The sequence below is a fragment of the Streptomyces sirii genome, from assembly GCF_045690365.1.
Classification (GTDB): domain Bacteria; phylum Actinomycetota; class Actinomycetes; order Streptomycetales; family Streptomycetaceae; genus Streptomyces; species Streptomyces sirii.
Genome location: NZ_CP147982.1, coordinates 5,142,738 through 5,169,679, shown reverse-complemented (window position 1 = coordinate 5,169,679; position 26,942 = coordinate 5,142,738). Strand labels below are relative to the sequence as shown.

Here is a 26,942-nt window from a genome sequence, read left to right as displayed (position 1 = left end):
CCGGCTGACCGGCCAGGGTCATGACGTCCGCGAACGCCAGGAGTGCCTCGCATGGGGACCAAGGTTTTGACCATGCTCGAGCCGTTATGGCAGGGCTTTCCTCCCGTCGACCCGCTGGCCGTCTCCGGATCCGCCTCGTGCACGCTCCCCCCGCGCTACGAATCGGTGCGCTGCGCACGGGAGTTCACCCGCGACACCCTGCAGGGCTGGGAGCTCGACGACCTCTTCGACCCGGTCGCCCTGGTCGTCTCCGAACTCGTCACCAACGCGCTGCGCCACGCGATCCTCGCCGCCCCGGAGCGCACCGGCGCCACACCGCCCGCCCGGCTGCATCTGATGCGCTGGTCGCAGCGGCTGATCTGCGCCGTACGGGACCCGAGCGACGATTCACCGGTCGCCGGCGAGGCCGACTCCGCCGACGAGTCGGGGCGCGGGCTCTACCTGGTCGAGTCCTTCAGCGACAGCTGGGGCTGGCACCCGCTGTCCGGCGTCACCCACGGCAAGATCGTGTGGGCGCTCTTCCGGCTGCCGTAGGGCGTACCGCGGGCCGTCCGCGGCCGATCCGCACACCGGGCGCACCGTCACCTACGGGCGCCCGGTCGCGTTATGGGCACCCGGCGCGCGCGGCACGGCGCGCACCGGTGAGCCCCGTGCGCCGGCTCAGTCCCGTACGAGGTGGTCGAACTCCCCGTCCTTGACACCGAGCAACATCGCCCGGACCTCCGCCGGGGTATAGATCAGCGCGGGGCCGTCGGGGAAGCGGGAGTTGCGCACCGCGATCTCTCCCCCGGGCAGCTTGGCGAACTCCACGCAGGAGCCCTGGGAGTTGCTGTGCCGGCTCTTCTGCCACGCCACATCACGAAGATCCGTTGCGGCCATGCCGTTGTATGCGTGGGGCACAGGGATCTCCCGGTGATAAACGGTGTCAACTGCCCCGGATCATAGCTGCGTTCACATGCGAATGCATGCGCAGATGCACGTGCACGACAGCCGGTGCCGGGCTGGTCACAACTCGTCGAGCACCTTCCCCAACCGCTCCCCCACAATCGACCGCCAGCCGCCGCCCATGATGCGGTGCGCCTGCACCTGGTACGGATCGTCCGGGTCGAATCCCTCATGGACGAGGAAAAGACGTGTGCCACGCCCTTCGGGTTCCAGGGTCCAGGTGATCGTCCAGTCGGCGCGGCCGCCCTGCCCCTCGTCGGCGTCCTGCCAGCGCAGCCGCAGCATCCGCGCCGGCTCGAACGCGAGCACCTCGGCGAGGACGGTGCCCGAGAAGCTGGTGTGGGGTCGCGGCAGCGTCGCATGGGTGTTCATTGCGCCTCTTCGTCGGGGATGCGGTCGAGCAGCTCCCCCAGGCCCGCGAGCTTCGCGCGCCAGAACCGCTCGTAGGGGCCGAGCCACTCCTGCACCTCACTGAGGGGTACGGCCTCCAGGCGGTAGATCCGCTGCCGGCCGACCCGCTCCTCGCTCACCAGCCCGGCCTCCCGCAGCACCTTCAGATGCTCGGACAGGCTGGGGCGGCGCATCGCGAAGTGCTCGGCCAGCACCTGGACGGGCTGCGGCCCGCCCTCGCGCAGCAGCCGCAGCACCTCGCGCCGGGTGCCGTTGGCAAGCGCCGCGAAGACCCGGTCCGGGTCGGAACCGGTGACGGTCGGGCCGGCCGGGCCCTGTTGACGTATCGGAGTGGCGTTCACACCCCCGAACATTCGTAGGAGATCCCCTACGCGTCAAACGTAGGGAATCTCCTACCCGTCACGCGGCGCCGCCCCCGGGCCATCGGAGGGCAGGGCGTCCCCCCGTCGAGGCGGCGGCCGTCACCGTGACGCGTACGGGAGCAGGGCCATCTCCCGCGCGTTCTTGATCGCCGTGGCCAGCTGCCGCTGCTGCTGCGCGGTGACCCGGGTGACCCGACGGCTGCGGATCTTGCCGCGGTCCGAGAGGAACTTCCGCAGCAGATCGGTGTCCTTGTAGTCGATGAAGGTGATGCCCGCCGCGTCCAGCGGGTTGGGTCGGGGCGTGGGCTTCCGTCGCGGGTCGTGCCGTCGGGGCATGGCGGTTCCTTGTGGGTGCGAGGGGGCCGGACCGTTCCGTGCGGACCGGTCGCGGTTACGAAACGGGGTCGAGGAGTTCGTCGAAGGCGGGCGGCAGGCCCTTCCAGGCCGACCGGCCGCCCGCGTACTCCGCGTCGGTGAGCAGGCAGGACGCCAGCAGCGCGGACAGGCCCTCGCGGTCCAGGCCCGGCGAGGTGAAGACCAGGTGCTGGGCGCGGTCGCCGTGCTCGGGATGCCAGTCCAGCGCGGCGGCGGCCCGGCGCAGCGGCGGCACCATCTCCCAGGCGGCGTCCGGCAGCGAGACCAGCCACGGCCCGGAGTTCTCCACGCACAGCGCCCCGCCGGCCGCGTCCCACGACAGCAGCGTGTCCGGGCGGTCGGCCAGCCAGAACCGGCCCCGGCTGCGCGCGGCCGCACAGGTCAGGTCCTCCAGCGCGGCGTAGAGCCGCTCGGGGTGGAACGGCCTGGTGTGCTGCCATACGAGCGTGCCGACGCCGTCCGCGTCGGCCTCCTGCGGCAGCAGCGCACAGGCCGGGTGCTGGCGGGCCGCGGCCGCCGCCACATCGAAGCCGGCCAGCGCGGCGGCCGCCAGCTCGGCGGATTCGAGCGAAATCCGCCGGGCCGTCGGGTGCAGCTGCTCCAGGAGCGCGAGGTCGGCGGGCTCGGCCGCCTCCTCCCCGGTCGCGATCGCCAGCACCGGCGCGTACTCCAGCTGCCGCGCCCAGGTGTCGGCGACCGTGCGCCGATCGGACGCCGCGGCGGCGAGGCCGACCTCGGCGAGGTCGTCGCCGCAGCCCAGGCACTCCAGCACCCGCGCCGGGTCGACCGCGGTGATCACCCCGGTCAGCGAGAGGCTCGCGCTGCCGCAGCCGGTGACCACCTCGGCCATCGCCTGGGGCTCGACCGAGTCCCACAGTTCGACGATCGCCAGTCGGCAGGTCCGGCCGGCGGCCAGCCGCTCCAGCTCGGGCACCAGGTCCTCGCGCAGCGCACAGCAGGCGCAGTCGTTGACCAGCGGCACCTCGCCGGCGTCGAGCGTGCCGCCGGCGTCGCGGACCGTGCGCCGTACGGTGCCCTCCACGGCCGAGGCCAGGTCGTGGTGGAGGGCGACACTGCCGGGGACCGAGCGCAGCAGCCGCTCCACGGTGGCCCGCCGCGCATCCGCGTGCAGACCGCCCACCAGCACCAGCGCGAGCCGCTCCATCAGCGGGCCCGCCTGCCGTACCGGCGCTCGAACCGCTCGACGCGGCCCGCGGTGTCCATCACTCGGGCGGTGCCCGTGTAGAAGGGGTGGCTCGCCGAGGAGATCTCGACGTCGATGACGGGATAGGTGTTGCCGTCCTCCCACTCGACGGTCTTGTCGCTGGTCGCCGTCGAGCGCGTGAGGAAGGCGTAGTCGGCGGCCCGGTCGCGGAAGACGACCGGCCCGTAGGCGGGGTGGATTCCAGGCTTCACGGCTGTGCTCAGCGCTCCTCTCGGAAAGCGACGTGCCGGCCGGCGACCGGGTCGTACTTGCGCAGTTCCAGGCGGTCGGGGTCGTTACGGCGGTTCTTGCGGGTCACGTAGGTGTATCCGGTGCCGGCGGTGGACCGGAGCTTGACGACCGGACGGAGTTCGTTGCGGGCCATGCGGCTAGTATACGTAAATGGTTTCCATTTTCAATAAGCCCTTCGGGGCCCCGACCACTGGAGGGACCGCACCGTGTCCGCCCACTGCCAGCTGACCGGCCGCAAGCCGGGCTTCGGCAAGTCCGTCTCCCACTCGCACCGCCGCACCTCGCGGCGCTTCGACCCCAACGTCCAGCGCAAGCGCTACTGGCTTCAGAGCGAGGGCCGGCACGTCCGGCTCACGCTGAGCGCCAAGGGCATCAAGACCGTGGACACGATCGGGATCGAGGCGGCCGTCGCCCGCATCCGCGCCCGGGGAGAGAGGGTCTGATGGCCAAGCAGAGCAAGATCGCCAAGAACGAGCTGCGAAGGGCGACCGTCGCCCGCTACGCGGCCCGCCGCGCCGCCCTCAAGGCCGTCATCCGTGATCCGCGGGCGCCCGAGGAGGAGCGCACCGCCGCCCGCCGCGAGCTGTCCCGCCAGCCGCGGGACGCCAGCGCCACCCGGGTGCGCAACCGCGACAGCGTCGACGGCCGCCCGCGCGGCTACTTCCGCGCCTTCGGCCTGTCCCGGGTACGGCTGCGCGAACAGGCGCACGCCGGTTACTTGCCGGGCGTACGCAAGTCCAGCTGGTAGGTCGACTGCGGCAGCGCCCCCAGGCGTACGAAAGTCCAGCCGGTAGTCCGGCTGCGGCAACGCCTCCAGGCGTATGTAGGTCCAGCCGGTAGCGCGACTGCGGGCACGCCCCGGCCCTACGCGGGTCCGCTCGGCGGCCACGGTCCGGCCGTCCGGCCCGGGGAGACCCCCTGGACCGGGCGGCCGGACCGTTCGGGTAATACTGGACAGAACGTCCGCCGGCCCCCGACGAAAGCGAGCGCCCCCATGCTCCGCAACGCCTTCGAGCCCTGGCACCTGATCCTGATCATCGCGGTGCTCGTGCTGCTCTTCGGCTCGAAGAAGCTGCCCGACATGGCCCGCGGCCTCGGCCGCTCGATGCGCATCCTGAAGTCCGAGGCCAAGGCCCTCAAGGACGACCGTTCCGCCGAGGCGCCCCGCCCGGAGTCGGCCCCCGGCCACTGACGCCCGGCCGCCGATCCGTCAGCTGTCGCCGCCCTCGTCGATCAGCCGCCGCACCTCGCGGTCGATCAGGCCCAGCCGGGCCTCGGCGACCAGCGGCACCGCGCGGCGCTGCCGCCGCGCCTCGGTGAGATCGATCTCGACGGTGACCAGCGAGGGCTCCCACTTAGGCGCCTGCGCCACCACCGCTCCCCGCGGGTCCACCACCCGCGAGCCGCCCCAGAACGTCGCGCCGTGCTCATTGCCGACCCGGTTGACGAAGACCACCCAGCACTGCAGCATCCGCGCCGTATAGGACAGCAGGGTGTCCCAGTACAGGCCGGTGTCCATGGCCTCCGGATCCAGGCTCGCCGCGCTGTTCGTCGGCACGAACAGCACCTCCGCGCCGTCCTGCACCGCCAGCCACGGCAGCACCGGCTGCCAGGCGTCGTTGCACACCAGCGTCGCCCCCCGCCCCCCGGTCCTGGACCGCTTCAGCTCATAGGCGCGCAGCGACTGCCCGGGACTGACGTGCTTGCGTTCCTCCCAGGCGAGGTAATTGGGGAGGTAGAGCTTGCGGTGGGCGTGCAGCAGCGAGCCGGCGGAGTAGTAGACCGCGGCGTTGTAGGCGCGCAGGCTGGTGTGCTCATGGAAACCGAGCAGCACATCGGGGCCCAGCGTGCTCAGCTCCAGCAGCCGGGGATCGCTCGCCTCGATGGACTCGTCCCGCTTCAGAGCGCCCAAGTGATAGCCGTGCAGGCTCAGTTCGGGAAAGATGACGAGGTCGGCGCCCTGGGCGGCGGCCTGCTCGATCTGCTCGCGGGCGATCACGAGGTTCTCCGCCACCTCGCCCAGCATGCAATCCGTCTGCGCCAGCGCAATGAGCATGACCCCACCTCATCGACTCATTACCTTTGCGGCTTTCATGGTATTTCATCGTCATTTTGCCAGAGCCCGCACCGACCGGCACCGTCCCGCGGCGCACCCGTATCCGCGCACTTCAAACGCCCTGGGAGGCGGGTCCCACCAATGAGCGAAAGAACGATCCTTCCCGTGCCGGACCAGGCACTGGCGCGTTGATCCGCACGATCCGTCGTACGGCCCGCAGGGCGGCTTCCAGCCGCAGCGTCGCCCGTCGCCAGCGGTACGACGGCCTGCGGTCGAACCGTCCGGCGATGCCGACGGCCGGCTCGACCGGGTGGCCCAGGCCGAGCGGCCCGCCGGATCCGCTCGGCCGGCCGCCGCGCCCCGCGGCCGCCGGAGACCGCCCGGACGCCCCTGACAGGCACCCTGCTCCTACCCCGCTCACTTGCGCCGCGAACGGGCCCTGCGCAGCAGGAGCGCCCCGCCCAGCAGCAGCACCCCGCCGACACCGGCCACCATGGCCGGCTCGTCCGCACCGGTGGACGCGAGCAGCGCGGAGCCCGCGGTCGCCCCGGCCCGCGCCACCGCGCCCAGCCGGGGCTCGTGCCCGGTACGCGAGGCCGGCTCGGCGGGCTTCCCCGAAGCGCGGTGCCGCGCCGGTTCCCCCGCCCTGCGGTGCGCCGCGGCAGACCACGGCGCCAGCGGGGGGCGCTGGGCGGCCGGCGCGGGCGCGCCGCGGTGCCCGCACGCGTCGTGCTCGGCCTGGTCGAGCGCCCCGGCCCCGTCCACCGCGTTGCCGCACACGTTGACGGGGTTGAACACGCTCACCCGGATGCTGTTCCCGGACAGCACGCCGGGGGAATTCATGACGCTCCCGCCGGCGTCCCCGTGCACCACGGCGCCGCTCGCGCCGAGCGCACCCGACGCCGCCGCAACGAGCACGCACACCTTCAGACTCTGTCGCATCTCTCATCCCTCGTCTGCAGTCATCGCGTACGGGCCACCGTCCGCGGGGCCCCGTGGCGCCCACACGAACGGGCGGCCGGCAGCGCATACGCGGCGCCGACCGCCCGGAGACACCAGCGGTGGTACGGCCGAGGCCGTCGGGCTTCAGTGCCCGCGCTTGTGGCCTCCGTGGCCGGACGCGATCGGGATGTCGTTCAGGATGTGCGACACCGCCTCGTCGCCCTTGGCCTGCGTGGAGTTCCGCACGCACTGCTGCGTCTGCGGGTTGGACAGGACATTGATGTCCTGGACCGTGAACGGGAAGTGCCAGCCGGCCAGCGAACCGAAGTTGGCCTTCTCACCGATCAGGGCGAGGCAGAGGTCGTTCAGGGAGCCCTGCACGAGCCCGAGCTGGGTGCTGAGCTTTCCGCGGGTGGTGGAGTTGCCGTAGACCGACTTCCCCCCGTTCCCGTTGACCGTCCTGGTGCCCTTGTGCCCGTCGCTCGCCATGGCCTGCGGAGCGGCCGCAGCGGAAATACCGATCAGCGACGCCGCGACAGCCGCGCCGGCCAGAATCTTCTTCATCACGCAACCCCTTCAGGAGACGGAACTCCCGGCACAGGAGCCCGATTTGAACAACCCGACCCGTACCCCGGGGTTCTCCTACATCACCCGAATAGATCGCATACGAGCCGCGGCCGGCGCCGATTCGCATGATCGGTCCTCGGCCGGCGGTACGGCACAGGCCCCGCGGTTTCGGTGAACGGCTTCGCGGGTTCTCTTTTCCGGCCGGCATGCCAATGCCCCGGCAACCCCATCGATCTCGCAAGGGCATCGGCACGCTTCCCTCCACACACGATCCCCAACGAGCCGGTTCACCGGATCGCGGTCACAAGCGAATAACAATTCAGCGGGACGGTGCCGGACATTTCCTTGACCGGTACCGTCCCGCATCACGATCGCCCGGCTTCGCGTGGATACGCCGGGGAGCAGACGGAATCCGGGCCGCCCGGAAGAAGGAGGGCCGGGCGACCCGGGTATTCCTCGGCCGGTCAGCGGCGGTGGTGCTTGCCGCCGCCGTTGCCGGACAGGATCGGGATGTCGTTGAGGATGTGCGACAGCGCCTCGTCGCCCTTGGCCTGAGTGGAGTTCTCGGCGCACTGCTGCGACTGCGGGTTGGCCAGCACATTGATGTCCTGGATCGACACCGGAATGGCCCCGAACAGCGAGCCGAAGTTCGCCTTGTACGGCAGAGCGACGCAGGGCTTGTTCAGCGAACCCTGGATCAGACCGATCTGCGGGCTCATGTAGCCCTTGGTGGTCGAGTTCCCGTAGAGCTGCGTCGTCCCATTTCCGTTGACGGAAGTCGTCCCATGGTGCTTTCCACCGCCGTGGTGCTTACCGCCGTCGTGCTGCTTACCCGTGGCCATCGCCGGGGAGGCGGAAGCTGCGGCAACACCGACAATGGACGCAGCTGCGGCCGCGGTCGCCAGAGCTTTCTTGATCATTGGTGATCCTTTGTGTTTCTGGATGCCCTTGGGCCAGACAATCTGCCCAACTCACAAGAGCGAATTTGGTTGTGCCCATTCACTCGAACGCCCTGGCACCGTGATCCGCTTTTCCGATCGGTCCGGCGGCCGACCGGGCACACCGAGCGGGAAGTACGCGGGTGCGGCGGCCTGCCGGACGGCGATATACGCGGTCGGGGCCGCCCCGCGCGATTCGACGTCCGTGTCGAATGCGCCTGGAGCGGCCCACGGGAGCAGCGGGGTTACCGGATCGGAAGGCCGCCGAGCAGCGGGCTGCCCTTCGCCGCCGCCGCAACACCGCCGAGCAGCTTGTTCGCGTTGGCCGACTTGACCTTGTCACCGGTGGTCTTGACCTTCTTGACCAGCGGCCGCACCTGGTGGCCATCCAGTTGCTTGCTCCGCAGCGCGTCGTTCAGCCCGCCGTTGAGGCTCATCTTCGGTCCGGGCTGAATGCCGGCCGGGAGTCCGTGCTGGGCGGCAATGGCGGGCGCGGCGGCGCCCAGCGCAACGACGGAACCGGCGACAACCACCGCAGACTTCGCGTACTTCACTTTCAACTGTCCCTTCTCGGGCGGTGCTTGACGGGACCGCGGCACCAGCGCCGCGTGAGCGGCATTTCGCCGCTCGGATCACCGCTTTCCCCTTCACTAACGAGTGCTGCCGCGCGGAGAAACTCCGAAGTTCCGGCTTCACGGCAACTCCACCCGAAAGGTGCGGCCCCAGGCGTTTGTCCGGATGGGCCAAAAAATGATCTGGTCCCGGTGTGCAGTGAATCGCACACCGGGACCAGATCATGGACGCGGCTCGAATTCCTTCGAGTCAGCGGCCGGGATCAGCGCACCTCTTACTTGTGGTGGCTGAGGTTGGCGCACTTGTTGCCGAACGCCGGGTTCAGCGCTCCGATGAATTGAGCGGTGTTTCCGCACAGGTTGATCGGGATGTTGATCGGAACCTGTACGACGTTTCCGGAGATGACGCCGGGAGAGTGCTTTGCCTTGCCCACCGCACCCGCGTCAGCGAACGCCGGGGCAGCCGCGCCCACTGCCATGAGCATGCCGGCAGTGGCTGCCGCAACCTTTCCGTACTTCACTTTCAGCCCTTTCTGCAGCGGGTCCGTAGCGAACACGACCATCGTGTCGCACGGGCGCTGATCTGCTCGCCCGTAACGCCGCTGCTGATATTGGTAACAATTTCTCCTCGTGGACGAAACTCTCACCGGGGAGTTTCGGAGGAATCGCCCGAAGGATGCAATATCGTTTCGGGAGATTGCCGCCGCGCATACGACGCGGAAAAAACACCGGATTTCGAACAGACGAGGTAGCCGCCGAATAGTAATTCCCACCGGGGGGATCGAGAAATTCCGTTCCCGCCGGTTCACCACCGGGCACCGCCGTCCCGAACCGCTCAGAAGTGAGAGCCGGCGGTCCGGGCCTTGCGGCCTTCGGCCTCAGTGCTTGTGGTGGCGCGCTCCGTTGCCGGACAGGATCGGGATGTCGTTCAGGATGTGCGACACCGCCTCATCCCCCTTGGCCTGCGTCGAGTTCTGCACGCACTGCTGCGTCTGCGGGTTGGACAGGACATTGATGTCCTGAGCCGTGAACGGGAAGTGCCCGAACACCGAACCGACATTGAGCTTCTCGCCGATCAGTGCCGCACAGAGGTGGTTCAGCGACCCCTGCACGAGCTCCAGCTGCGGGCTCATCCTGCCCCGGGTGGTGGAGTTGCCGAAAGCGGACTTGGCGCCGTTGCCGTTGACCGTCGCGGTTCCACCGTCGTGCTTGCCGACCGCCATTGCCTGGGGAGCGACCGTCGCCGAAATTCCGACGACGGACGCGGCCACAGCCGTCGTGGCCAGGACCTTCTTGATCACTTTTAACCCTTCTCGAAGCGGGGTGCCCGAATGGGAGCGCACTGGCTCAACTCGCTTCCGAGGGTGCGGTTTCGCCGATTCACCCGGATGCCGCGAAACCATAAACACACATCGTTTTTTTCCGTGCGAAGTCTCGTCCCGGCTGGGGACAGGGCGAAGGAACATCCCGGGGGTTCGTGCTGCGCGAGGACGTCGCGGCGCCGGCCCGGACGACCCCGTCGCGCGAGGTCGGGCCGCCGCCCGGATCGATTGTCAGAGGCGGGTGCAAGACTCGGGAGCATGAGATGGGCGGTGGTGGAGACGGGCGACGGGGGTGCTCGTCTCTGCCCGCTCGCTCAGGACGGCCGGCCCGCGGGACCGGTGGTGCGGGAGGGCTCGCTCGCCGAGGCGGTGCGCGCGCGGCCCGAGGTCGAGCGGTGGGTGTGGCGGTCCACGGCGGAGATCTACCGGCGGCTGCTGGCTGCGGGGGTGCGGGTCGAGCGCTGCTATGACGTGGAGGCCGCCGAGGCGCTGCTGATCGGGCATGAGGAGGGCCAGTCGGGCCAGCCGCGTTCGCTGGCCGCCGCCTGGGCGCGGCTGCGCGGCCTGCCCGTCCCTCCGGACGCTCCCGTGCGTACGGCCGAGACCCAACCGTCCCTCTTCGAGCCGGGCCCGGTGCCGCTGCCGCCCGGCACGGACGAGCTGGCGGCGCTGCTGGAGGTCTATGCGGGCCAGGTGGCGCGTACGGAGAAGACCGAGCATCCGGAGCGGATGCGGCTGCTGCTGGCCGCCGAGTCCGCGGGCATGCTGGTCGCGGCGGAGATGCGCCGGGCCGGGGTGCCCTGGCGGGCGGACGTGCACCGCGAGCTGCTCGACGGGCTGCTGGGCGAGCGCTATCCGGGCGGGCTGGAGACCCGTCGGATGGCGGAGCTGGCGGATGAGGTGTCCCGGGCCTTCGGGGAGGGCGTGCGGGTGCGTCCCGATCTGCCGCAGGAGATCGTCAAGGCCTTTGCCCGCGCCGGGATCTCCCTGACCTCGACCCGCAAGTGGGAGCTGGCGCAGATCGATCATCCGGCGGTGGCGCCGCTGCTGGAGTACAAGAAGCTCTACCGCCTGCACACCGCCCATGGGTGGTCATGGCTGCAGCAGTGGGTGCACGACGGCCGCTTCCGCCCCGAGTACCTGCCCGGTGGCACGGTCTCCGGACGCTGGACCACCAACGGCGGCGGCGCGCTGCAGATCCCCAAGGTGATCCGCCGGGCCGTGCTCGCCGACCCGGGGTGGCGCCTGGTCGTCGCCGACGCCGCCCAGATGGAGCCGCGGGTGCTGGCGGCCGTCTCCCGCGACCGCGGTCTGATGGAGGTGGCCGGCAGCGGCGAGGACCTGTACGCGGATCTGGCCGCCCGCGCGTTCGGCGGCGACCGCGACAAGGCCAAGCTCGGCCTGCTGGGGGCCGTTTACGGCCAGACGTCCGGCGACGCCCTCAAGCACATGGCCGATCTGCGCCGCCGCTATCCGGCGGCGATGGCGTATGTGGACGACGCGGCGCGGGCCGGCGAGGAGGGCCGCCTGGTGCGCACCTGGCAGGGCCGCACCTGCCCTCCGGCGTCCGCGGCGCCGCCCGACGAGGCGGGCCTGCCCCAGGAGGAGGAGCAACCGGCCGGGTACGGCGGCGGTTCCGCGGCCGCCCGCGCCCGCGGCCGGTTCACCCGTAACTTCGTCGTCCAGGGCAGCGCAGCGGACTGGGCGTTGCTGGTGCTGGCCGCGCTGCGCCGCTCGCTGCGCGAGGGCGGGCTCCGCGCCGAGCTGGTCTTCTTCCAGCACGACGAGGTGATCGTGCACTGCCCCGCGCGGGAGGCGGCGGCGGTGTCCGAGGCGATCGCGGCGGCGGCCGCGACGGCGGGGCGGATCGCGTTCGGTGAGACGCCGGTCCGTTTCCCGTTCACCACCGCGGTGGTGGAGTGCTACGCGGACGCGAAGTGAGCAGCGCGGCCGGTAGGCGCGCGGGTCCATGGAGCGGAAGCCCTCACCTCACCGGTCGGTGTCCGCGGCGGTCGGCTCACCGGAGCCGGAGATCAGACCGCGGGTGATCCGAACCATCGCCGCGACCAGCAGCTCACGGGGGTGGTCGGGGCGGTCCAGCCACCACAGGGCGAGGCCGTAGAGCGAGCTGCGGATGGCCTCGCCGAGGGGCTCCAGCTCTGCCTCGGGGATGCCGGGCGCGAACTCGCGGAGCAGCGCGATGTCGGTCTCGCGCTGCCGGCGCTGGAGCTCGCGGTGGAAGGCCCGCACCTCCGCGTCCCCGGTGGTGTCGCGGAACATCATGCGCCAGGTGTACGGATGGCTCTGCACATAGCCGAACCAGGCGTCGTACATCGCCGTGATCCGCGCCGCCATGTCGCCCTCGCCGTGGAGGAGTTCGCGGATCGGGGCGGCGGCCAGCTCGTCGCGGTGCCGCTCCAGGAGCGCGAGGTGCAGCTCCTGCTTGGAGTCGAAGTGGCGGTAGAGCATCGGCTTGCTCAGTCCGGCCTCGGCGGCGATCTCCCCGATGGTCGTGCCCGCGAAGCCGCGCTCGGCGAACAGCCGGGCGGCCGTGTCCTCGATGCGCGTCCTGGTCTCGGCGCGCGCGGCGCGGCTCCGGTCGATCCCGCTCATGTGGACCCCTCGCGATCTGGCTCGTTCCGGCTGGTGCTTCCGGCTCGCAATTGTCGGTGCGATAAAGGATACTGAGTGGTGTACCAATTGGTATACGCATTGGTAACCTACTCGGCCCCTGCTTGCGGGCCGGGATACGGGGGGTCATCGTGATCGTTTCCGTACACTTCGCCGACCTGGGCGCCCGCTCCGTGCGCGGTGTCCTTCGCGAGCGCCCGCGGCCGGGGGACGTCCCCGGCCTCCGCCAGGCCCAGACCCTGCTCACCGGCGCCGTCGCCGCCGGGCCGCCCAAGCTGCGCCCCGGCCGGGCCGCGCTGCTCGCCGCATGGGAGGACGACGCCGCGCTCGACGGCTTCCTCGCCGAGAGCCCGCTGGCACGGCAGCTGGCCGGGGGCTGGCATGTGCGGCTGCAGCCCGTGCGGGTCTCCGGCTCGTGGCGTGCGATGCCGGTCGAGGCCGAGCCCGGCGCCGCGCTGGACGAGGAGGGCGAGCCGGTCGCCGTCCTCACCCTCGGGCAGCTGCGGCTGCGCCGCGCGCTGCCGTTCCTGCGTGCCAACTCTCAGGCCGCCGGGCGGGCCGCGGCCGATCCCGCGCTGATCGCGTCCGTCGCCCTGGCCCGGCCGCCCCGCTTCGTCGGCACGTTCTCGGTGTGGCGGAGCCTGTCGGCCATGCGCCGCTACGCCTACGGCTCCGCCCGGCCCGAGCACAAGGAGGCGGTCGAAGAGCATCGGGCGAAGCCGTTCCACCACGAGGCGGCGTTCCTACGCTGCCGCCCCTACGGTTCCCAGGGCACGCTGGACGGCCGGGACCCGCTGGCGTCGGCGGCCCCGGCCCCGCACCCGTCTCGCCGGGCACCGCGGACCCGGCCCTGATCCCCGGGCGGGATCCGGGCCCCGATCCACGGCAGGCCCTAAACTCGCCCGGGAGCGGGCCGATGGCGGTGGACGACCGCGGCATGAGCCGGGAAGGGGCCAGCGGTGAGCGACACCGAAGGGGCCGCGGACGTCCCGGTGTGCTGCGGGGCGCGCCGCAATCCCCGGGCGTGCGGGACGAGTTGGCGACGGAGGGGAGCCGGCGCGGATGAGCGCTGAGACAGCGGGCACGGACGGCACCACGAACGGCGGCGGGCTGGAGCGCGTCAACCCCTCCCACCTGGCGCCGCCGACCGGCTTCAGCCATGCCGTTCGCGCGGCCCCGGGCACCTTGGTCTTCCTCGCCGGGCAGACCGCCCTCGACGGCTCGGGCCGGATCGTCGGCGACGGCATCGTCGAGCAGTTCGAGCGCGCGCTGGCGAACCTCCTGGACGTCGCGGCGGCCTCCGGGGCCGGCCCGTCCGACCTCGCCAAGCTCACCGTCTTCGCGGTCGATGTCGCCGACTACCGGCGGCATGCCAGGGAGCTCGGCCGGGTGTGGAAGCGCCTGGTCGGCGGCGACTTCCCGGCGATGGCCGTGATCGGCGCCACCCGCCTGTGGGACGAGGCCGCGCTGGTCGAGATCGAGGGCATCGCCGTGGTGCGGTAGCCGACGCCGCGGCCCGGCCATCCGGCCCCGGACAGCCGAAGGGCGCCCGTCCCACCGGTCTCCCGGCGGGGCGGGCGCCCCGGCGCCGACGTCCCCTGCGCAGCGGCTCAGTTCCGGCTGCGGGCCATCCCCACCGGGTCCTTCTTGAACGCCCAGGTCATCTTGGGCTCCATCGCGAAGCGGAAGATCCGCTGCACCGGCGGTGTGCACAGCACCGTGACGACCGTGCCCGCGATCAGCGTGAGCAGCACCGCGCCCCAGGGCGTGTGCACCCACGGGGTGTCGTACCAGTTCCAAAAGCGCGAGCCCTTGGCGAGGAAGCCGTGCAGCAGGTAGCCGTAGAGGGTGCCCGCGCCCAGCGCCGTGCACCACATCGTGCGGCCCGGTACCCAGGCGAAGAAGCAGGACACCAGCACCAGCGAGCAGCCGAACATCGCCAGCGTCATCACCGCGCCGCTCCACCAGGGCGCGGCGAGTTCCTGCGCGGCGTCACGGTGGTAGAACCACGCGGCGTTCATCCGCGGCGCCGCCCAGTACGCGAAGACCAGGGCGCCCGCGAAGACCGGTACGGCCGCGATCCGCGCCTTCTTGCGGCGTACGAGCTTGAAGTGCTCCGGCCGCAGCGCCAGCCCGATCACGAAGAAGGGCAGGAACTGCAGCGTCCGCTGGAGGTCCAGATCGTCGCCGATGTCCGGTGAGACGGACGCGAGTACGGCGATGGCCAGCGCGAGCGGGACCGGCCAACGCACGATTTTCCACAGCGGAGTGGTCAGCCGCCAGATGAAGAGCGCGGCCAGGAACCACGTCAGATACCAGGGGTCCGTCAGGCTGATCGGGTAATGCGGATCGTCGTCCGCCCACCTCTTGAAGAGCGTATAAGCGACTTCGAAGAGGATGTACGGGACGGCGACTCCGGTGATCAGCCGCTGCAGCCGGTCCTTGCGCATATCGAAACTGCGCGAGAAATAGCCGGAGATGATGATGAACGCCGGCATATGGAACGCGTAGACGGTGATGTAGAGCGCCGCTGCCGTGCGGCTGCCGTCCCGCAGCGGTTCCCAGGAGTGCCCCATCGCCACCAGCACGATGGCGAGGTACTTCGCGTTGTCGAAGAACGCGTCGCGCTGCTTGGCGCCGGCGGCCGCGGTGTTCTTGGACCGGGCCCGGCCACGGCCTTTGGCGTGACTTCTGGGCTTGGCGTGCGAGGGGGCGGCCGCCGGTGCCAGCGTCGTCGTCGCGGCACCGGAAGTCTGCGCCGGCGCGGGTGCGCCGGACCGGCTCGGCGTGTCGTGCGGCATCTGCCGCGGCGGGGGGAGCGGCACCCGCCGTTCGCCGTACGCCGGATATTCGTTGTTCAAGGAGCCTCCCGGAAGGATCCCAGGGGAGGTGCTGGACGCTGGCCCGCGTCGGGCCGCATTTCGGAACCCAAAAGCCAAATCCTGCGTCTTAGTTCATTCACGGGGAGGGTGGCGGCGTCGAACATCTCAGGCACCATAGCCGCGTGGCGGGAATCCCGTAAATCCCGACCTGCCGCGGCCACACGCCGGGCGTCCGCTCTCCACAGCTCCTTCACGCAGCGCGGGCCGCGGCACACTCTCCGCCGTCGCCCGGCCCCACACGATCCGGGCAATCCCGCCTGATTCCCGGCCCTTGGAGCCTATTCGATGATTCCTTCGACACCCCGCGCCCGGACCGACCGCGCGTTCGTGTTCTTCGCCACGTCCCACACATAGACCTCCAACGGGCGGCCGTGCGGCCCGCGCAACCGGTGCACGGCCGCGAGCCAGCGCGAACTGAGCGCGGACATACGGGGATTGATCTGATCGGCGAAGCGCGCATAGCGCGCCAGTTTGGCCATATCCGGCGCCCCCAGAATTCCGGTGCGCACCTGCGGCGCGAGTTCGTGCACGGCCTTCACGCACGCCACGGAGAAACTCTGGACCACCAGCCGGCTGCGGACATGGTCGCGGTCGAGCCAGCCGCGCGCCCGCAGTTCCCGGACGATCTGCGCCCCGATTCCCGGATATCTCTCCGGGGCCTTGATCTCCAGCAGAAGGCGCTGGTCGTTGTGGTCCAGACGGCGCAGGAACGCGGTGAGCGTGGGCACCCGCTCCCCCGCGAACCGCTTGCCGAACCAGCTCCCGGCGTCCAGCCGCGCGATCTCGGCGGCGGTGAAGTCCCCCACCCGCCACGGCGCCCGCCCCGGAAACACCTTCGCGGCGTCGGTGGTGCGCCGCAGCGTGGTGTCGTGCAGGACGACCAGCCGGCCGTCCTTGGTGCGCTGCACATCGTTCTCGACCCATATCAGCCCGCGGTGGTGGGCGGCGTCCACGGCGGCCAGGGTGTTCTCCGGAGCGTAACGGGAGGCGCCGCGGTGCGCGATCACCAGCGTCGCCGCGGTACCGGGCCCGGCCCGTGCCGCGCGGGCCACCGCGACGTCCGCGTACTCCTCCGGCCCCGACGCCATCGCGGACGACGACACCGCCGCCGTCAGCAGATAGGCGACGCCGGCGGCGGGGATCCGCAGCGCTCTGCGCAGCATCCGGCAGCCTCCTGGTTGCCCGTCCACAGGCCGGCCGGGCGTTCTCCTCAACATGCCTGCCGCCCCGCGGGCCCGCCACGCGAGCGGGCCATACGGGCGCGCACCGTCGCCAAGGTGCCGGATATGCGGTAAGTAGTGTCCGATGTCCGCCACCGTCGCCACCGGCCCGCGCCCCGCCCTCCGCCCCTTCCGCCGCGGAGACGGCCCCTCCCTGCTGGCGGCCTGGGCCCGCAGCGCCCCGGACGACCCGATCAGCGCCGCCCGTTTCCGCACGCTGGTCCTGCTCGATCCCCACTTCGACGCCGAGGGCCTGCGGGTGGCCGACCTCGGCGGCCGGGTGGTGGGTGCCGCCTACGCGGTGCGCCGCCGCACCCCGCTCGCCGGCGGCGATCCGGAGCCGGCCGACGGCTGGATCCTCTTCTTCTTCGTCGATCCACCGCACCGCCGCGCGGGCCTGGGTCGCCGGCTGCTCACCGACGCCCTCGACTGGCTGCGCGGACACGGCCGCACCCGGATCGGCTTCGCCCCGTACACCCCCAACTACGTGCTCCCCGGCCTGGACCGGGCCGCCTACCCGGAGGCCGACCGGCTGCTGACCGCCCTCGGCTTCCGGGTCCGCTACGAGGCCGCCGCGATGGACCGCAGCCTGATCGGCTACCGCGTGCCGGACGCGGTACGGCGGCACCAGCAGTCCCTGGAAGCGCGGGGGTTCGGCTTCGGTACGCCGTGCGACGACGATCTGGTGGACCTGGTCCCGCTGGCCGCCGAGGAGTTCACCCCCGACTGGGCACGGGCGATCCGGCAGTGTCTGGCCGGCGGCGCCCCTCTGGACCGCATCGTCATCGCCCGCGCACCGGACGGGCGGCTGGCGGGCTGGGCCATGCACGGCGCCTACGACGGTATGACCGAACGCTTCGGCCCGTTCGGCGTACGGCAGGAGCTGCGCGGCACCGGGCTCGGCAAGGTCCTGCTGCATCTCACGCTGGAGCGGATGCGGGCGCTCGGCGTCCACGGGGCGTGGTTCCTGTGGACGGGTGAAGCGAGCCCGGCGGGGCATCTGTACCGCGCCAGCGGGTTCACCACGACCCGGACGTTCGCGGTGCTGGAGTGGGAGGCCGAGTGAGGCGGCGTACGTTCACGGCGGGTGCCGCCGGCGGGGCCGGGGCCGCCCTGCTGGCCGCCGCGGGGTGCGAGGCGCCCGGGGACGCGGCGTACGGCGGTGACCGGGCCGGGCTCCCGGGCGCCCCGGTGACCCTGACGGTCCTGACGCACTATGCGAGCGAACCCCTCAGATCGGCGCTGGAGTCCGCGGTCGGCGCGTGGAACGCGACGCATCGGCGGGTCACGGTACGCACCACCGCGGTCAAGTTCACCGATCTGCTGACGACCTACATGGTGCGGCAGGCCGCCGGCCAGGGCCCCGACATCCTTCATCCGTCCGGCCTGTGGACCGGCCAGCTGGTGCGGGCCGGCGTGCTGCGGCCGGCGCCGCGGGACACCGCGCGGCTGATCCGCCGGGACTTCTCCCCCGCGGCCGTGGCGGCGGCGTCGGCCAACGGCACGGTCTACGGCTACCCGACGGAGGTGCAGACCTACGCCCTCTACTACCACCGGCGGCTGTTGCGGGAAGCCGGCGTCGGCGGACCGCCGCGCACCTGGCGGGAGCTGGAGGACACGGCGTACCGCACCGCCCGGCGGGACCGGCACGGCAACACCCTGGTGCAGGGGTTCGGGCTGTCACGGGCCGACGACTCGACCGTCGTGGGGCAGACGCTCGCCCTGCTGGCCGCGGGCGGCGGCGCCTTCCTGACCCCCGACGGCCGGCGCACCGCCCTCGGCTCGGCGGTCGGCCGGGAGGTCCTCGACCTGGAGCGCCGGCTCATCGAGCGCGGCGCCGCGGACCCCGGCATCCCGCTCTTCCGTGCCTTTCCGTCCGGCCAGGTGGCGATGACGGTCAACGCGGGCTGGTGGACGGCGGGTCTGCGGGCGGCGATGGGCGGCGGCTACCGGGATGTCGGGGTGGCGCCGGTGCCGGGCCGGGCGCCGGGTGACCGCGGCACGCTGGCGACCGGCTTCCTGCTGGGCGTGAACGCCAGGAGCCGATATCCGCGCCAGGCCTGGGAGTTCCTGCACTGGCTCAACGCGGCGCCGGTGCCGGCCGCGCGGCCGGCCGGCGCGGGACGGCCGCGGGGCGCGGTGTCGCGGATGAGCGCGCTGCAGGTCTCGGTCGGTTCGATGACCGGCCGCGCGGACGATATGCGGGCGCTGCTGGGCGGCGAGGGCGGACACGGCGGCAGCCGGGGCGGCTCCGGTGGCGGGGACGCGAACCGGGGCCCCTTCCTGGACGCGCTGCACTACGCCGTACCGCAGCCGAACGGTCCCCGCGCCCAGCGCGCCACCGCGCTGCTGCGCAAGAACATCGAGGAGATCTGGACGGGCCGCGCCCCGGTCGACACCGCGCTCGCCACCCTCACCCGGCAGATCGACCAGGAACTCTCCCGGCCCTACTGAGCCCCTACGAGAGGTGATGCCCCATGGCCTTGGCCGACGGCGGTCCCGTCCGGGCGGCCCGGCGGCGGCAGACCGCCCTCGCCTATCTGTTCCTGGCCCCGGCCCTGCTGTTCTTCGCGGTGTTCCTCGCCCTGCCGCTGCTGTTCGCCGTACTGCTCGCGCAGTCGCGCTGGGCCGGCTTCGACCTCGGTGCGATCGAGCCGGTCGGCATGGCCAACTTCACCGACCTCTTCGCCCGCGGCTCGACGTTCCTGACCCCCGTCCTGACCAACACACTGCTGTACGCCCTGGGCACCGTGGCGATCGCGCTCGCCGGCGCGCTGCTGGTCTCCCACTGCATCAACCAGCTGCGCTTCCAGGGCTTCTGGCGCACCCTGTACTTCCTGCCCCTGGTGACGACCGTGGTCGCCGTCGGCAACGTGTGGAAGTACATGTACGAGCCGGGCGGCCTGGTCAACGGTCTGCTCAACGGCCTCGGTCTGGACTCCGTCGCCTTCCTCCAGAGCCCCGGCACGGCACTGCCGTCCATCGTCGTGGTGCAGGCCTGGGCATCCGTCGGCACCGCGATCCTGATCCTCACCGCGGGCCTGAAGTCGATTCCGGAGGTCTACTACGAGGCCGCGGAGCTGGACGGCGCCGGCCGCCGCACCCTCTTCCGGCGCATCACCCTGCCGCTGCTGCGGCCGTCCCTGCTCTTCGTCTGCCTCACCCAGTTCATCACCGGGCTGCAGTCGTTCGCGCTGATCAATGTGATGACGGGCGAGGGCGGGCCGGGCGATGCGACCAATGTCGCGGCTCTGGAGATGTATCAGCAGGCGTTCCGATACGGCGACTGGGGCATCGCCGCCGCGGCCTCGTTCGTGCTGTTCCTGGTCATTTCCGTAGTGACGGTGGTGCAGCTGTGGCTGTTCCGCCGGAAAGGCGGGGAATCGTGAACGGACCCGGGCCGTCGGCCGGCCGCCGTCGCCACCGCCGCCCCTGGGCCTCCTACACCGTGGTGGCCCTCGGGGCGGCCCTCACCGTCGTGCCGTTCCTCGACATGCTGCTGACCTCGTTCAAGGGCCCCGGCACCTACGGAAAACTCCCCTACCGGTTTCTTCCCGAGGCCTTCGACCTCTCCAACTACCGTGCCGCGATCACCCGGCTGGACCTGCCGCTGCTCTTTCGCAACAGCGTCATCGCCACCGCGCTCATCACCGGCTCCACACTCCTGACCTCGGCACTCGCTGGTTACGCGCTCGCCAAACTCCGCTTTCCCGGCCGCGATCTGATCTTCCGTCTGGTGTTGTCGACGATGATGTTCCCGTCGTTCGTCTTCTTCATCCCGCACTTCCTGATCCTGGTGCACTGGCCCGGAGCCGGCGGCAACGATCTGCTCGGCCGCGGCGGCGCCGGCCTGACCGTCAGCCTCGCCGCGCTGGTCATCCCGTTCCTGGTGTCGGGCTTCGGGATCTTCCTGATGCGGCAGTTCATGCTCGCCATCCCGGACGAGATGCTGGAGGCGGCCCGCATCGACGGCGCCGGCGAGTTCGCCGTCTGGTGGCGCATCGTCCTGCCGCAGACGAAACCGGTGGCCGTCACCCTCACCCTGCTCACCTTCGTCCACGCCTGGAACGAGTACATCTGGGCCCTGCTGATCTCCACCGCCAACCCGCGGCTGATGACGCTGCCGGTGGGAATCCAGATGCTGCAGAGCTACCTCGACCCCGACCGGATGGTCCCCGTCATGATGGCCGGGCTCGTCCTGAGCATCCTGCCGGTCCTGCTGCTCTTCGTGCTGCTGCAGAAGCACTACATCCGCGGGGTGATGCTCAGCGGCCTCAAGTGAGGGCAGGCCCTTCAGGGGGTGGCGCTGCGACCGCGGTGGGCGGTTCCGCCCCTCCGTGCGGCAGAATTCCGGCTCATGACGATTCGACTGCTGATCGCCGACGACCAGGAGATGGTCCGCCGGGGAATGCGCCGCATCGTGGAGAGCCAGCCCGACATGGAAGTGGTGGGCGAGGCGGCGAACGGCGTGGACGCGGTGGAGCTGGGGCGCACGCTCGCCCCCGACGTGGCGCTGGTGGACATCCGGATGCCGGGGTTGGACGGGCTGGAGGTCACCCGCAGGCTGGCCGACCCCGCCGCGGCCCACCCGGTGCGGATCGTCGTCGTGACCACCTTCGACCTCGACGAGTACGTCTACCCCGCGCTGCGCTTCGGCGCCTCGGGGTTCGTGCTCAAGCGCTCGGGTCCGGCGCTGCTGATCGAGGCGGTACGGGCGGCGGTGGCCGGGGACAGCCTGATCAGCCCGTCGATCACGGTACGGCTGCTGCGGCATGTCACCGGCGCCGCGGACGGGCGGCGCCCCCGCCGGCGCGACACGGTGCTGACCGAGCGGGAACGGGAGATCGCCGGAAAGGTCGCCGAGGGGAAGACCAATGCCGATATCGCCCGCGAGTTGTTCATCTCCGCGGGCACGGTCAAGACCCATGTGGCCAGCATCCAGCGGAAGCTGCAGGTGCGTAACCGGGTCGGGGTCGCGGTCCGGGCCTGGGAGCTGGGCTATGCGACGGGGCGCACGCCCTGACGGCGGCGCCGCACGGGCCGCGCCGGGTGCGTAGCCTCGCGGTCATGACGGACCAGGTGCGGGGCGGGCGGCGGCGCCGGTGGTGGTCGGCGGTGGCCGCGGGCGGCATGCTCGCCCCGGCCGTCATCACCCCACCGGAGGCCGGGGCCTGGCTGCCGGCGGTCCTGGCCGCGCTGGCGCTGGCCGTGGCGATCTGTGCCTGGCCGATCGGCCGGATCTCCCTCGCGCAGGCGGCGAGCGGCCTGGCGGCGCTCTCCCTCGCCGCGGACTGCGTGGCCTTCGGGAAGCCCGGACCGGCCCTGCTCTGGCTGCCCTTCGAGGGGGCCGCGCTGCTGGTCGTCCTGGAGCGGGCGGTACGCGATGTGCCCGGCCCCCGGGTGGGCGTCGTCGGCGCCCTCACCGGCGCCGCCGCTGTCCTGCTGCCGCTGCGCTTCACCCTGCACGCGCCGCAGACCGGCCTCAAGGAGTCGGTCTTCGCGGCGTCGCTGGCGTTCTTCCCGGTCGCCTGCGCGACGGGCGTCGGGCTCTATCTGCGGTCGCTGGACGGCCGCCGGGCGCGTGCGGTGGCGTCGGCCCGGCGCGAGCAGCGCCTCGAAGTCGCCGGCGATCTGCACGACTTCGTCGCCCATGAGGTGACCGGCATCGTCCTGGAGGCGCAGGCGGCCCAGCTCGGCGAGGGCCCGCCGGCCGTCGGTGCCGAGGAGCAGCGCGCGCTGCTGCACCGCATCGAGCAGGCGGGGCTGCGGGCCCTTGAGTCCATGGACCGGACGGTGGCGGCGCTGCGCGGGGCGGACGGCGTCGATACGGGCGAGCCGCCGCCCACCCGCTCGCACGGCCTGGCCGACCTGCACGAACTCGTCGCCCGTTTCGCTTCCATGACCGCCGCGGCGGTCGCGCTCTCACTGGAGGACGAGGTGGCCGGCGCCCTGTCACCGGAGGCCGGGGACACCGCGTACCGCGTGGTGCTGGAGGCACTGACCAACGTGCGGCGCCATGCGCCGCGGGCCGGCCGTATCGAGGTGTTCGCCGGCCTGACCGCCGACCGGTCCGTGGCGGTCTCGGTCGCCGACACCGGGGGTGTCCGGGAGCCGGAGCGCGGCTCGGGAGACCGGCCACGCGGCGGAACCGGACTGGCGGGACTGGCCGAGCGGGCCGGCGCCCTGGGCGGCACGCTGGAGGCGGGCCCCTACGGGCCGGGGTGGCGGGTGCGATGCGTGCTGCCCGCGATCCGCTGACCGCGAAGCCGCCGACGGACGTGAGCGGGGTGCGGATATCTGCCGAACGGCAGATGTGCGGCTCTCCAGGGCCCGCGATCCTCGGGGGAGTTCAGCGCCCCGTGCCCCTGGCTCCCCTGGAGGAAGCGATGTCGTCATCCGCCCTGCCGAAGCGCCCCGCCGCGCTCGCCGTCGCCGCGGCGGCCGTCGCCCTCGGGCTCACCGGCTGCTCCGTGGAGGCCTCGCAGGCGAAGCCCGAATCGAAGAGCTTCCCCTACCGCGGTACGTCACTGAAGGTGAAGACCCACGAGGTCGCCACCGACCTGGTCGCCGCCGACCGCAAGGACATCAAGGTCACCCGCTGGTTCGACTCGGCCGCGGGCACCGTACATCTGAGGTGGACCCTCAAGGGCGACACCCTCGACATCGACGCCGGCTGCACCGGCCTCGCCCTGTGCGACGCCAGGTTCCGCGTCGAGGTCCCCAAGGGCGTCGCGGTGACCAAGGACGGCCACAAAACCCGTTTGGACGGCCGGAGCTGAGGGGGGCGACCGCTGTCCGTCGCCTTGTGAACCGGGGCCGTGCGGCACCTCGACCGGGCCGACGGCGGGCGTGTGTTGATCATGTAACAGTGGTCGATGAACCGCTGTTACATGATCGACAGATCCCCGAGAAGCGCCGCTCGTAGTTTCTGACCGCCGACCGATCCCCAGAGAACGGAACGAGAGTCATGAACAGCACGCTGCCCACGAACCGGCGCAAGAAGGCGGTCATGGGTGCCGCCCTGGCCGGAGTCGCCGTCCTCGGCATGTTCGCCACCGCCCACGCGGCGCAGGCGGCGACCGGCGACCGGAGCGGTGCGCACACCGTGGGCATCGCCCGTACCGCCGGCACGCCCTACGTCATCAACCACTACGGGGAGGAGAACGCGGACCGGGGCCGCGCCGAGCGCAGCCCCGCGCACCTGGTGCTCTCCGAGTTCACCTCGATCGGCAAGGTCAACTGGCAGCAGTGGGGCGCGAAGAAGGCCGTCGGCACCGGCAAGGTCACCGGCACCTGGTGCCTGGACACCTGCCTGGACAAGCCGCTGAAGGCCACCGTCACGCTCTCGGACCCCAAGACCGTCGACGGCCGTAAGGTCTTCACCGCCTTCACCCTGAAGCTGTCCGGCAACCCCGGTGCGTACGACTCCGAGGACCTGCAGGGCAAGCGTCCGCTCGCCACCAGCTGACGCCGCCGCTCGGCCCCCGACCCGCACCGCCGGTCGGGGGCCGAGTCGCTCCCACCGCCCTGGCCGCACCGCAGTTGGCGCCCGCCGCGCCCCCGCAACCGGGCGGCCGCCCGCACCGCGTCCCTCCGGTGCGCCGCGAACTCCTCCTCCAGGCCCCCGCTTTCTCCCTCTCCGACTCGACAACATGGCGTACAGCGAAGTGGAACCCTCCAGACGACTACTGCTAGTGTTCGCACGGTCACAGTAGGCAATCAGGCCTCTATGCACAGGTAACGAAGGGCCGAAGGTTCCATGCGCAAGCTTCAGAAGGTCGTGGTCGTCGCCGCAGCAGCAGCCGGCGGCCTCTCCGCCATCGGTGCCGGTGCCGGCACCGCGTACGCCCACGGCAGCAACGGACCGCGAGTGAACGACATCTTCCGTCCCTACCAGGAGTGCAGTCCGCAGACGGTGCTCGACAACAACCTCCCCATCGGCGTGCTCGCCGTCCCGCAGAACTTCGACACCAGCTGCGGCCAGTTCAACCACGCCTTCACCGGCTGACTTCGCCGGGGGCAGCCGCACGCGACGCCGTCACGGGCTCTTCGGGGGGACTCCCCTCGGAGAGCCCGTTCGCATGCGGCGACACCGAACGGACCGCGCACGGTGCGGCACTGACGCACGAGCGCCCCACCCGCGCACCACGCCCCCTTCACCCACCGACACCCCGACCCGCCCAAGGCGAGGAGCAACTCCCGGACCGTCGCCCGATATTCCGCCTTTCACACCCGGCGCGTCGCTGCGCAACAATGGGACATTTCGTATTAGTTTCCCGTAACTGTACGAAGTCGATCAATTACTGATCGCATCCGTTCAATCTTCCGGAGAAGAAATGCGCAAGCTTCAGAAGGCAGCCGTCCTGGTCGCCGCCCTCGGCAGCCTGGGCCTCCTCGGCGCCGGTACCGCTCACGCCGACGGCGGCAAGGGCGGCGGGATCGACATCAAGCAGGGCAACTCCTGCCGGTCGCATGATCTGAACGTCGACGTGCTCGGCGAGGTCGGCATCCTCAACGGCGTGCTGGGCAGCGCCCTCAACGGCGAGGGCAACTCGGGTGCGCAGTCCACCCCGATCGGCTCGTCCCTGGGCTGCAACGACAGCGTCGGCAAGTAACGCGGGAGCGGGTCCCGGCATCCGGCGCCACCGGCCGGGGCCGGGACCCCTTTCCCGGCTTCTTCAGGACCCGGGAAGTGCGGATCCGCGGTGCACGGGCACCCGGGCAACAACCACTAAGGAACACAGCAATGTTCAGTCGGAAGAAGATCGCAGCCGTCTCGGTGCTCCTGGGCGGCCTCGCCGTCGCCGGCATCTCCCAGGCGTACGCCGAAGGGGCCCCGCTCAGCTGCACCCGCGACCTCACGGGCAATGTCTCCTGCGTCCAGAAGAACGCCGACTACACCAGCCAGGACGGCAAGTACACCGTCAAGCAGGCGCAGAACTGTCTGTCGTCAACACCCGCGACGTTGCCCGCGAACGGCCTGCTGAACACCGGGTCCACCCGTATCGGCCCCGCCATGACCTGCTCCAACACCGTGCCGGAGGACGGCGAATCGATGCCGCAGATCGGGGGCTGAACCCCCACCGGGCCCTGAAGAAGACGTAAGAAGGGGTTCCGGCGCCGAGCCCGTGGCCCGGCGCCGGAACCCCTTCCGGTGACGTACGCGACCGCCCTGCGCTCAGAACGCGCTGTTGCTGCAGGTCATCTTGGCGCCCAGGTGGGACGACTGCGCACCCGGGCTGCCCTCGCCGTTGAGCGCGTTGCCCAGCGTGCCGTTGAGCGCCCCGACCGACCCGAGGACGTCGATGTTCATATCGTGCGACCGGCACGAGGCGCCCTGCTTGGCGTCGATGTCGTGGGCACTCGCCTCGCCGTGGGCGAAGGCGGTACCGGCGCTGAGGGCGCCGACGCTGCCGAGGACGGCACCCAGGACGGCGACCTTCTGAAGCTTGCGCATTTCTTCTCCGGAGATTGAGCGGATGCGATCCGCGAAGACCTACTACTGACAGTAACGAGAGCCCGACCGGAAATGCCCGCACCGCTCGTGAGCGGTCCCGGTCGGGACGCTGGCCTCAACCACCGTCTGCGGACTGCACTCCTGGTACGGGCCGAGGAGGTGGTTCTGCTCCCGAGGGACGCCCTACGGGAAGCGGGCTGGCGGTGGTGGCGGACCCACGGCGGCGGCTCGCGCCGACCCCGCCAGACGTTCCACGGCGGCCGGACGCGGCCCCGCCCCCGCGTAGCTGCGCTTGGGGGCGGGACCACACCCGACCGTCCGCGAACGGTCAGGACATGCGAGGCAGATCGACCTGTCCCACCGGAGCCGCCGCGAGCCGCCCGAGCCCGAACGGGGAGATCTGCGGGACGTCCGGGGAGATCAGCGGGTTGATCAGCGGGTTGACCTGCGGGTTGACCTGGGGGTTGACCTGCGGGGCGGCGTGCGGGACGGACTGCGGGTGCACGACCTGCGGAACGTCGACCTGCGGGGCGACCTGCGGGGTGACCTGCGGCGCCGCCTGGGGAACCACCTGCGGGACGATCTGCGGCACCGACTGCTGCGCGGCGGGGGCCGGAGCGGCCTGCTGCGGAGCCGAGTGCTGCGGGGCGTCGTCCGTGACGGCGGCCTGCGAAGCACCGTGCGACGTGGCCGTCGCGGTGACATGGGTGTCGTGGTGCGGGGCGGCCTCGGGGGCGGACTGCTGCTGCGGTGCGGGGGCCGGAGCGGCCGGTTGGGGCGCGGGCGCCGGGGCCGGAGCCGGGGGC

At 71.5% G+C, this 26,942-nt stretch carries 36 protein-coding genes and 1 pseudogene; 18 read left to right on the top strand and 19 right to left on the bottom strand.

Annotated features, from left to right (window positions below; genetic code table 11):
- Positions 1-51: 51 nt before the first annotated feature.
- Positions 52-534, top strand: a complete 483-nt coding sequence (locus WAB15_RS23390) for an ATP-binding protein (RefSeq protein WP_407287440.1) — start codon at positions 52-54, stop codon at positions 532-534.
- Between the two features lie 126 nt (positions 535-660).
- Here the strand turns inward: WAB15_RS23390 and WAB15_RS23385 are convergent, their stop codons facing one another.
- From WAB15_RS23385 to rpmG, 7 genes and pseudogenes are all read right to left on the bottom strand, one after another.
- Positions 661-900, bottom strand: a complete 240-nt coding sequence (locus tag WAB15_RS23385; RefSeq protein ID WP_399149453.1) for a DUF397 domain-containing protein — start codon at positions 898-900, stop codon at positions 661-663.
- 105 nt (positions 901-1,005) lie between these two features.
- Positions 1,006-1,305: pseudogene (locus tag WAB15_RS23380) on the bottom strand (SRPBCC family protein); the annotation flags it as partial.
- Between the two features lie 8 nt (positions 1,306-1,313).
- A complete protein-coding gene (locus tag WAB15_RS23375) occupies positions 1,314-1,697 on the bottom strand; it encodes an ArsR/SmtB family transcription factor (protein WP_407287439.1) in 384 nt (127 codons plus the stop codon).
- A gap of 120 nt (positions 1,698-1,817) precedes the next feature.
- Complete coding sequence (gene rpsR / locus WAB15_RS23370; RefSeq protein ID WP_407287438.1) at positions 1,818-2,054, bottom strand: 30S ribosomal protein S18; 237 nt, start codon at positions 2,052-2,054, stop codon at positions 1,818-1,820.
- Positions 2,055-2,109: 55 nt separating this feature from the next.
- Complete coding sequence (locus WAB15_RS23365; RefSeq protein WP_407287437.1) at positions 2,110-3,258, bottom strand: GTP-binding protein; 1,149 nt, start codon at positions 3,256-3,258, stop codon at positions 2,110-2,112.
- On the bottom strand, positions 3,258-3,509 hold the full coding sequence (locus tag WAB15_RS23360) for a type B 50S ribosomal protein L31 (RefSeq protein WP_384487609.1): 252 nt from the start codon (positions 3,507-3,509) through the stop codon (positions 3,258-3,260). The genes WAB15_RS23365 and WAB15_RS23360 overlap by 1 nt, the downstream gene beginning before the upstream one ends.
- An 8-nt stretch (positions 3,510-3,517) precedes the next feature.
- A complete protein-coding gene (rpmG, locus tag WAB15_RS23355; protein WP_006604069.1) occupies positions 3,518-3,682 on the bottom strand; it encodes a 50S ribosomal protein L33 in 165 nt (54 codons plus the stop codon).
- A gap of 73 nt (positions 3,683-3,755) precedes the next feature.
- Between rpmG and rpmB the strand changes: the two genes are divergently transcribed.
- The 3 genes from rpmB (at position 3,756) to tatA (ending at position 4,741) form a co-directional block, all read left to right on the top strand.
- Positions 3,756-3,992: a 50S ribosomal protein L28 gene (gene rpmB / locus WAB15_RS23350; protein WP_399149449.1), complete on the top strand. Its 237-nt coding sequence runs from the start codon at positions 3,756-3,758 to the stop codon at positions 3,990-3,992.
- On the top strand, positions 3,992-4,297 hold the full coding sequence (rpsN, locus tag WAB15_RS23345; protein ID WP_399149448.1) for a 30S ribosomal protein S14: 306 nt from the start codon (positions 3,992-3,994) through the stop codon (positions 4,295-4,297). Before rpmB ends, rpsN begins: the two co-directional genes overlap by 1 nt.
- A gap of 246 nt (positions 4,298-4,543) precedes the next feature.
- Positions 4,544-4,741: a Sec-independent protein translocase subunit TatA gene (gene tatA / locus WAB15_RS23340; RefSeq protein WP_399149447.1), complete on the top strand. Its 198-nt coding sequence runs from the start codon at positions 4,544-4,546 to the stop codon at positions 4,739-4,741.
- An 18-nt stretch (positions 4,742-4,759) separates the two neighbouring features.
- Here the strand turns inward: tatA and WAB15_RS23335 are convergent, their stop codons facing one another.
- The 7 genes from WAB15_RS23335 to WAB15_RS23305 form a co-directional block, all read right to left on the bottom strand.
- Positions 4,760-5,605, bottom strand: a complete 846-nt coding sequence (locus WAB15_RS23335; RefSeq protein ID WP_399149446.1) for a nitrilase-related carbon-nitrogen hydrolase — start codon at positions 5,603-5,605, stop codon at positions 4,760-4,762.
- A gap of 417 nt (positions 5,606-6,022) precedes the next feature.
- Positions 6,023-6,547, bottom strand: coding sequence for a chaplin (locus tag WAB15_RS23330; RefSeq protein ID WP_407287436.1), 525 nt, complete (start codon positions 6,545-6,547; stop codon positions 6,023-6,025).
- A 144-nt stretch (positions 6,548-6,691) separates the two neighbouring features.
- Positions 6,692-7,111, bottom strand: coding sequence for a rodlin (locus tag WAB15_RS23325; protein WP_407287435.1), 420 nt, complete (start codon positions 7,109-7,111; stop codon positions 6,692-6,694).
- A 467-nt stretch (positions 7,112-7,578) separates the two neighbouring features.
- Complete coding sequence (locus tag WAB15_RS23320; protein WP_407287434.1) at positions 7,579-8,034, bottom strand: rodlin; 456 nt, start codon at positions 8,032-8,034, stop codon at positions 7,579-7,581.
- 263 nt (positions 8,035-8,297) lie between these two features.
- Complete coding sequence (locus WAB15_RS23315) at positions 8,298-8,606, bottom strand: hypothetical protein (RefSeq protein WP_407289276.1); 309 nt, start codon at positions 8,604-8,606, stop codon at positions 8,298-8,300.
- A 293-nt stretch (positions 8,607-8,899) separates the two neighbouring features.
- Positions 8,900-9,145 carry a chaplin gene (locus tag WAB15_RS23310; protein ID WP_393486503.1) on the bottom strand — a complete coding sequence of 82 codons (246 nt, stop codon included), beginning with the start codon at positions 9,143-9,145 and terminating at the stop codon, positions 8,900-8,902.
- A gap of 357 nt (positions 9,146-9,502) precedes the next feature.
- Positions 9,503-9,925, bottom strand: coding sequence for a rodlin (locus tag WAB15_RS23305; protein WP_407287433.1), 423 nt, complete (start codon positions 9,923-9,925; stop codon positions 9,503-9,505).
- 279 nt (positions 9,926-10,204) lie between these two features.
- Here WAB15_RS23305 and WAB15_RS23300 point away from each other — a divergent pair, with 279 nt between their 5' ends.
- Positions 10,205-11,887 (top strand): bifunctional 3'-5' exonuclease/DNA polymerase, encoded by a 1,683-nt coding sequence (locus WAB15_RS23300; protein WP_399149441.1) that lies wholly within the window; start codon positions 10,205-10,207, stop codon positions 11,885-11,887.
- 48 nt (positions 11,888-11,935) lie between these two features.
- Here WAB15_RS23300 and WAB15_RS23295 read toward each other — a convergent pair whose 3' ends face one another.
- A complete protein-coding gene (locus tag WAB15_RS23295; protein ID WP_399149440.1) occupies positions 11,936-12,559 on the bottom strand; it encodes a TetR/AcrR family transcriptional regulator in 624 nt (207 codons plus the stop codon).
- A gap of 149 nt (positions 12,560-12,708) precedes the next feature.
- Here WAB15_RS23295 and WAB15_RS23290 point away from each other — a divergent pair, with 149 nt between their 5' ends.
- Both WAB15_RS23290 and WAB15_RS23285 read left to right on the top strand, forming a co-directional pair.
- Complete coding sequence (locus WAB15_RS23290) at positions 12,709-13,431, top strand: spheroidene monooxygenase (RefSeq protein WP_407287432.1); 723 nt, start codon at positions 12,709-12,711, stop codon at positions 13,429-13,431.
- A 208-nt stretch (positions 13,432-13,639) separates the two neighbouring features.
- Positions 13,640-14,080, top strand: a complete 441-nt coding sequence (locus tag WAB15_RS23285) for a RidA family protein (RefSeq protein ID WP_407287431.1) — start codon at positions 13,640-13,642, stop codon at positions 14,078-14,080.
- Positions 14,081-14,187: 107 nt separating this feature from the next.
- Here the strand turns inward: WAB15_RS23285 and WAB15_RS23280 are convergent, their stop codons facing one another.
- A complete protein-coding gene (locus WAB15_RS23280; protein WP_399149437.1) occupies positions 14,188-15,438 on the bottom strand; it encodes an acyltransferase family protein in 1,251 nt (416 codons plus the stop codon).
- Positions 15,439-15,737: 299 nt separating this feature from the next.
- The gene (locus tag WAB15_RS23275) at positions 15,738-16,622 is read right to left on the bottom strand and encodes a glycerophosphodiester phosphodiesterase (RefSeq protein WP_399149436.1); all 885 of its coding nucleotides are present in this window, start codon (positions 16,620-16,622) and stop codon (positions 15,738-15,740) included.
- Between the two features lie 142 nt (positions 16,623-16,764).
- On the opposite strand from WAB15_RS23275, the gene WAB15_RS23270 reads away from it, so the two are divergent.
- The 11 genes from WAB15_RS23270 (at position 16,765) to WAB15_RS23220 (ending at position 25,755) form a co-directional block, all read left to right on the top strand.
- The gene (locus tag WAB15_RS23270; RefSeq protein WP_407287430.1) at positions 16,765-17,745 is read left to right on the top strand and encodes a GNAT family N-acetyltransferase; all 981 of its coding nucleotides are present in this window, start codon (positions 16,765-16,767) and stop codon (positions 17,743-17,745) included.
- Positions 17,742-19,133 (top strand): extracellular solute-binding protein, encoded by a 1,392-nt coding sequence (locus tag WAB15_RS23265; RefSeq protein ID WP_407287429.1) that lies wholly within the window; start codon positions 17,742-17,744, stop codon positions 19,131-19,133. Before WAB15_RS23270 ends, WAB15_RS23265 begins: the two co-directional genes overlap by 4 nt.
- Before the next feature lie 23 nt (positions 19,134-19,156).
- Positions 19,157-20,068, top strand: coding sequence for a carbohydrate ABC transporter permease (locus WAB15_RS23260; RefSeq protein WP_399149433.1), 912 nt, complete (start codon positions 19,157-19,159; stop codon positions 20,066-20,068).
- Positions 20,065-20,961 carry a carbohydrate ABC transporter permease gene (locus tag WAB15_RS23255; RefSeq protein WP_407287428.1) on the top strand — a complete coding sequence of 299 codons (897 nt, stop codon included), beginning with the start codon at positions 20,065-20,067 and terminating at the stop codon, positions 20,959-20,961. The genes WAB15_RS23260 and WAB15_RS23255 overlap by 4 nt, the downstream gene beginning before the upstream one ends.
- Before the next feature lie 75 nt (positions 20,962-21,036).
- Entirely contained in the window at positions 21,037-21,702 is a 666-nt protein-coding gene (locus WAB15_RS23250; RefSeq protein WP_399149431.1) for a response regulator, read from the top strand.
- A 44-nt stretch (positions 21,703-21,746) separates the two neighbouring features.
- Positions 21,747-22,937 carry a sensor histidine kinase gene (locus WAB15_RS23245; protein ID WP_407287427.1) on the top strand — a complete coding sequence of 397 codons (1,191 nt, stop codon included), beginning with the start codon at positions 21,747-21,749 and terminating at the stop codon, positions 22,935-22,937.
- A 128-nt stretch (positions 22,938-23,065) separates the two neighbouring features.
- On the top strand, positions 23,066-23,458 hold the full coding sequence (locus WAB15_RS23240) for a hypothetical protein (protein WP_407287426.1): 393 nt from the start codon (positions 23,066-23,068) through the stop codon (positions 23,456-23,458).
- Between the two features lie 188 nt (positions 23,459-23,646).
- Positions 23,647-24,147 carry a hypothetical protein gene (locus tag WAB15_RS23235; protein WP_407287425.1) on the top strand — a complete coding sequence of 167 codons (501 nt, stop codon included), beginning with the start codon at positions 23,647-23,649 and terminating at the stop codon, positions 24,145-24,147.
- Positions 24,148-24,438: 291 nt separating this feature from the next.
- Entirely contained in the window at positions 24,439-24,687 is a 249-nt protein-coding gene (locus WAB15_RS23230) for a hypothetical protein (RefSeq protein ID WP_393486358.1), read from the top strand.
- 328 nt (positions 24,688-25,015) lie between these two features.
- Positions 25,016-25,294, top strand: a complete 279-nt coding sequence (locus WAB15_RS23225; protein ID WP_399149427.1) for a hypothetical protein — start codon at positions 25,016-25,018, stop codon at positions 25,292-25,294.
- A gap of 131 nt (positions 25,295-25,425) precedes the next feature.
- Positions 25,426-25,755: a hypothetical protein gene (locus WAB15_RS23220; protein WP_407287424.1), complete on the top strand. Its 330-nt coding sequence runs from the start codon at positions 25,426-25,428 to the stop codon at positions 25,753-25,755.
- Between the two features lie 102 nt (positions 25,756-25,857).
- Here the strand turns inward: WAB15_RS23220 and WAB15_RS23215 are convergent, their stop codons facing one another.
- The gene (locus WAB15_RS23215) at positions 25,858-26,136 is read right to left on the bottom strand and encodes a hypothetical protein (protein ID WP_393486353.1); all 279 of its coding nucleotides are present in this window, start codon (positions 26,134-26,136) and stop codon (positions 25,858-25,860) included.
- 328 nt (positions 26,137-26,464) lie between these two features.
- Entirely contained in the window at positions 26,465-26,707 is a 243-nt protein-coding gene (locus WAB15_RS23210) for a hypothetical protein (protein WP_399149425.1), read from the bottom strand.
- Between the last annotated feature and the right edge of the window lie 235 nt (positions 26,708-26,942).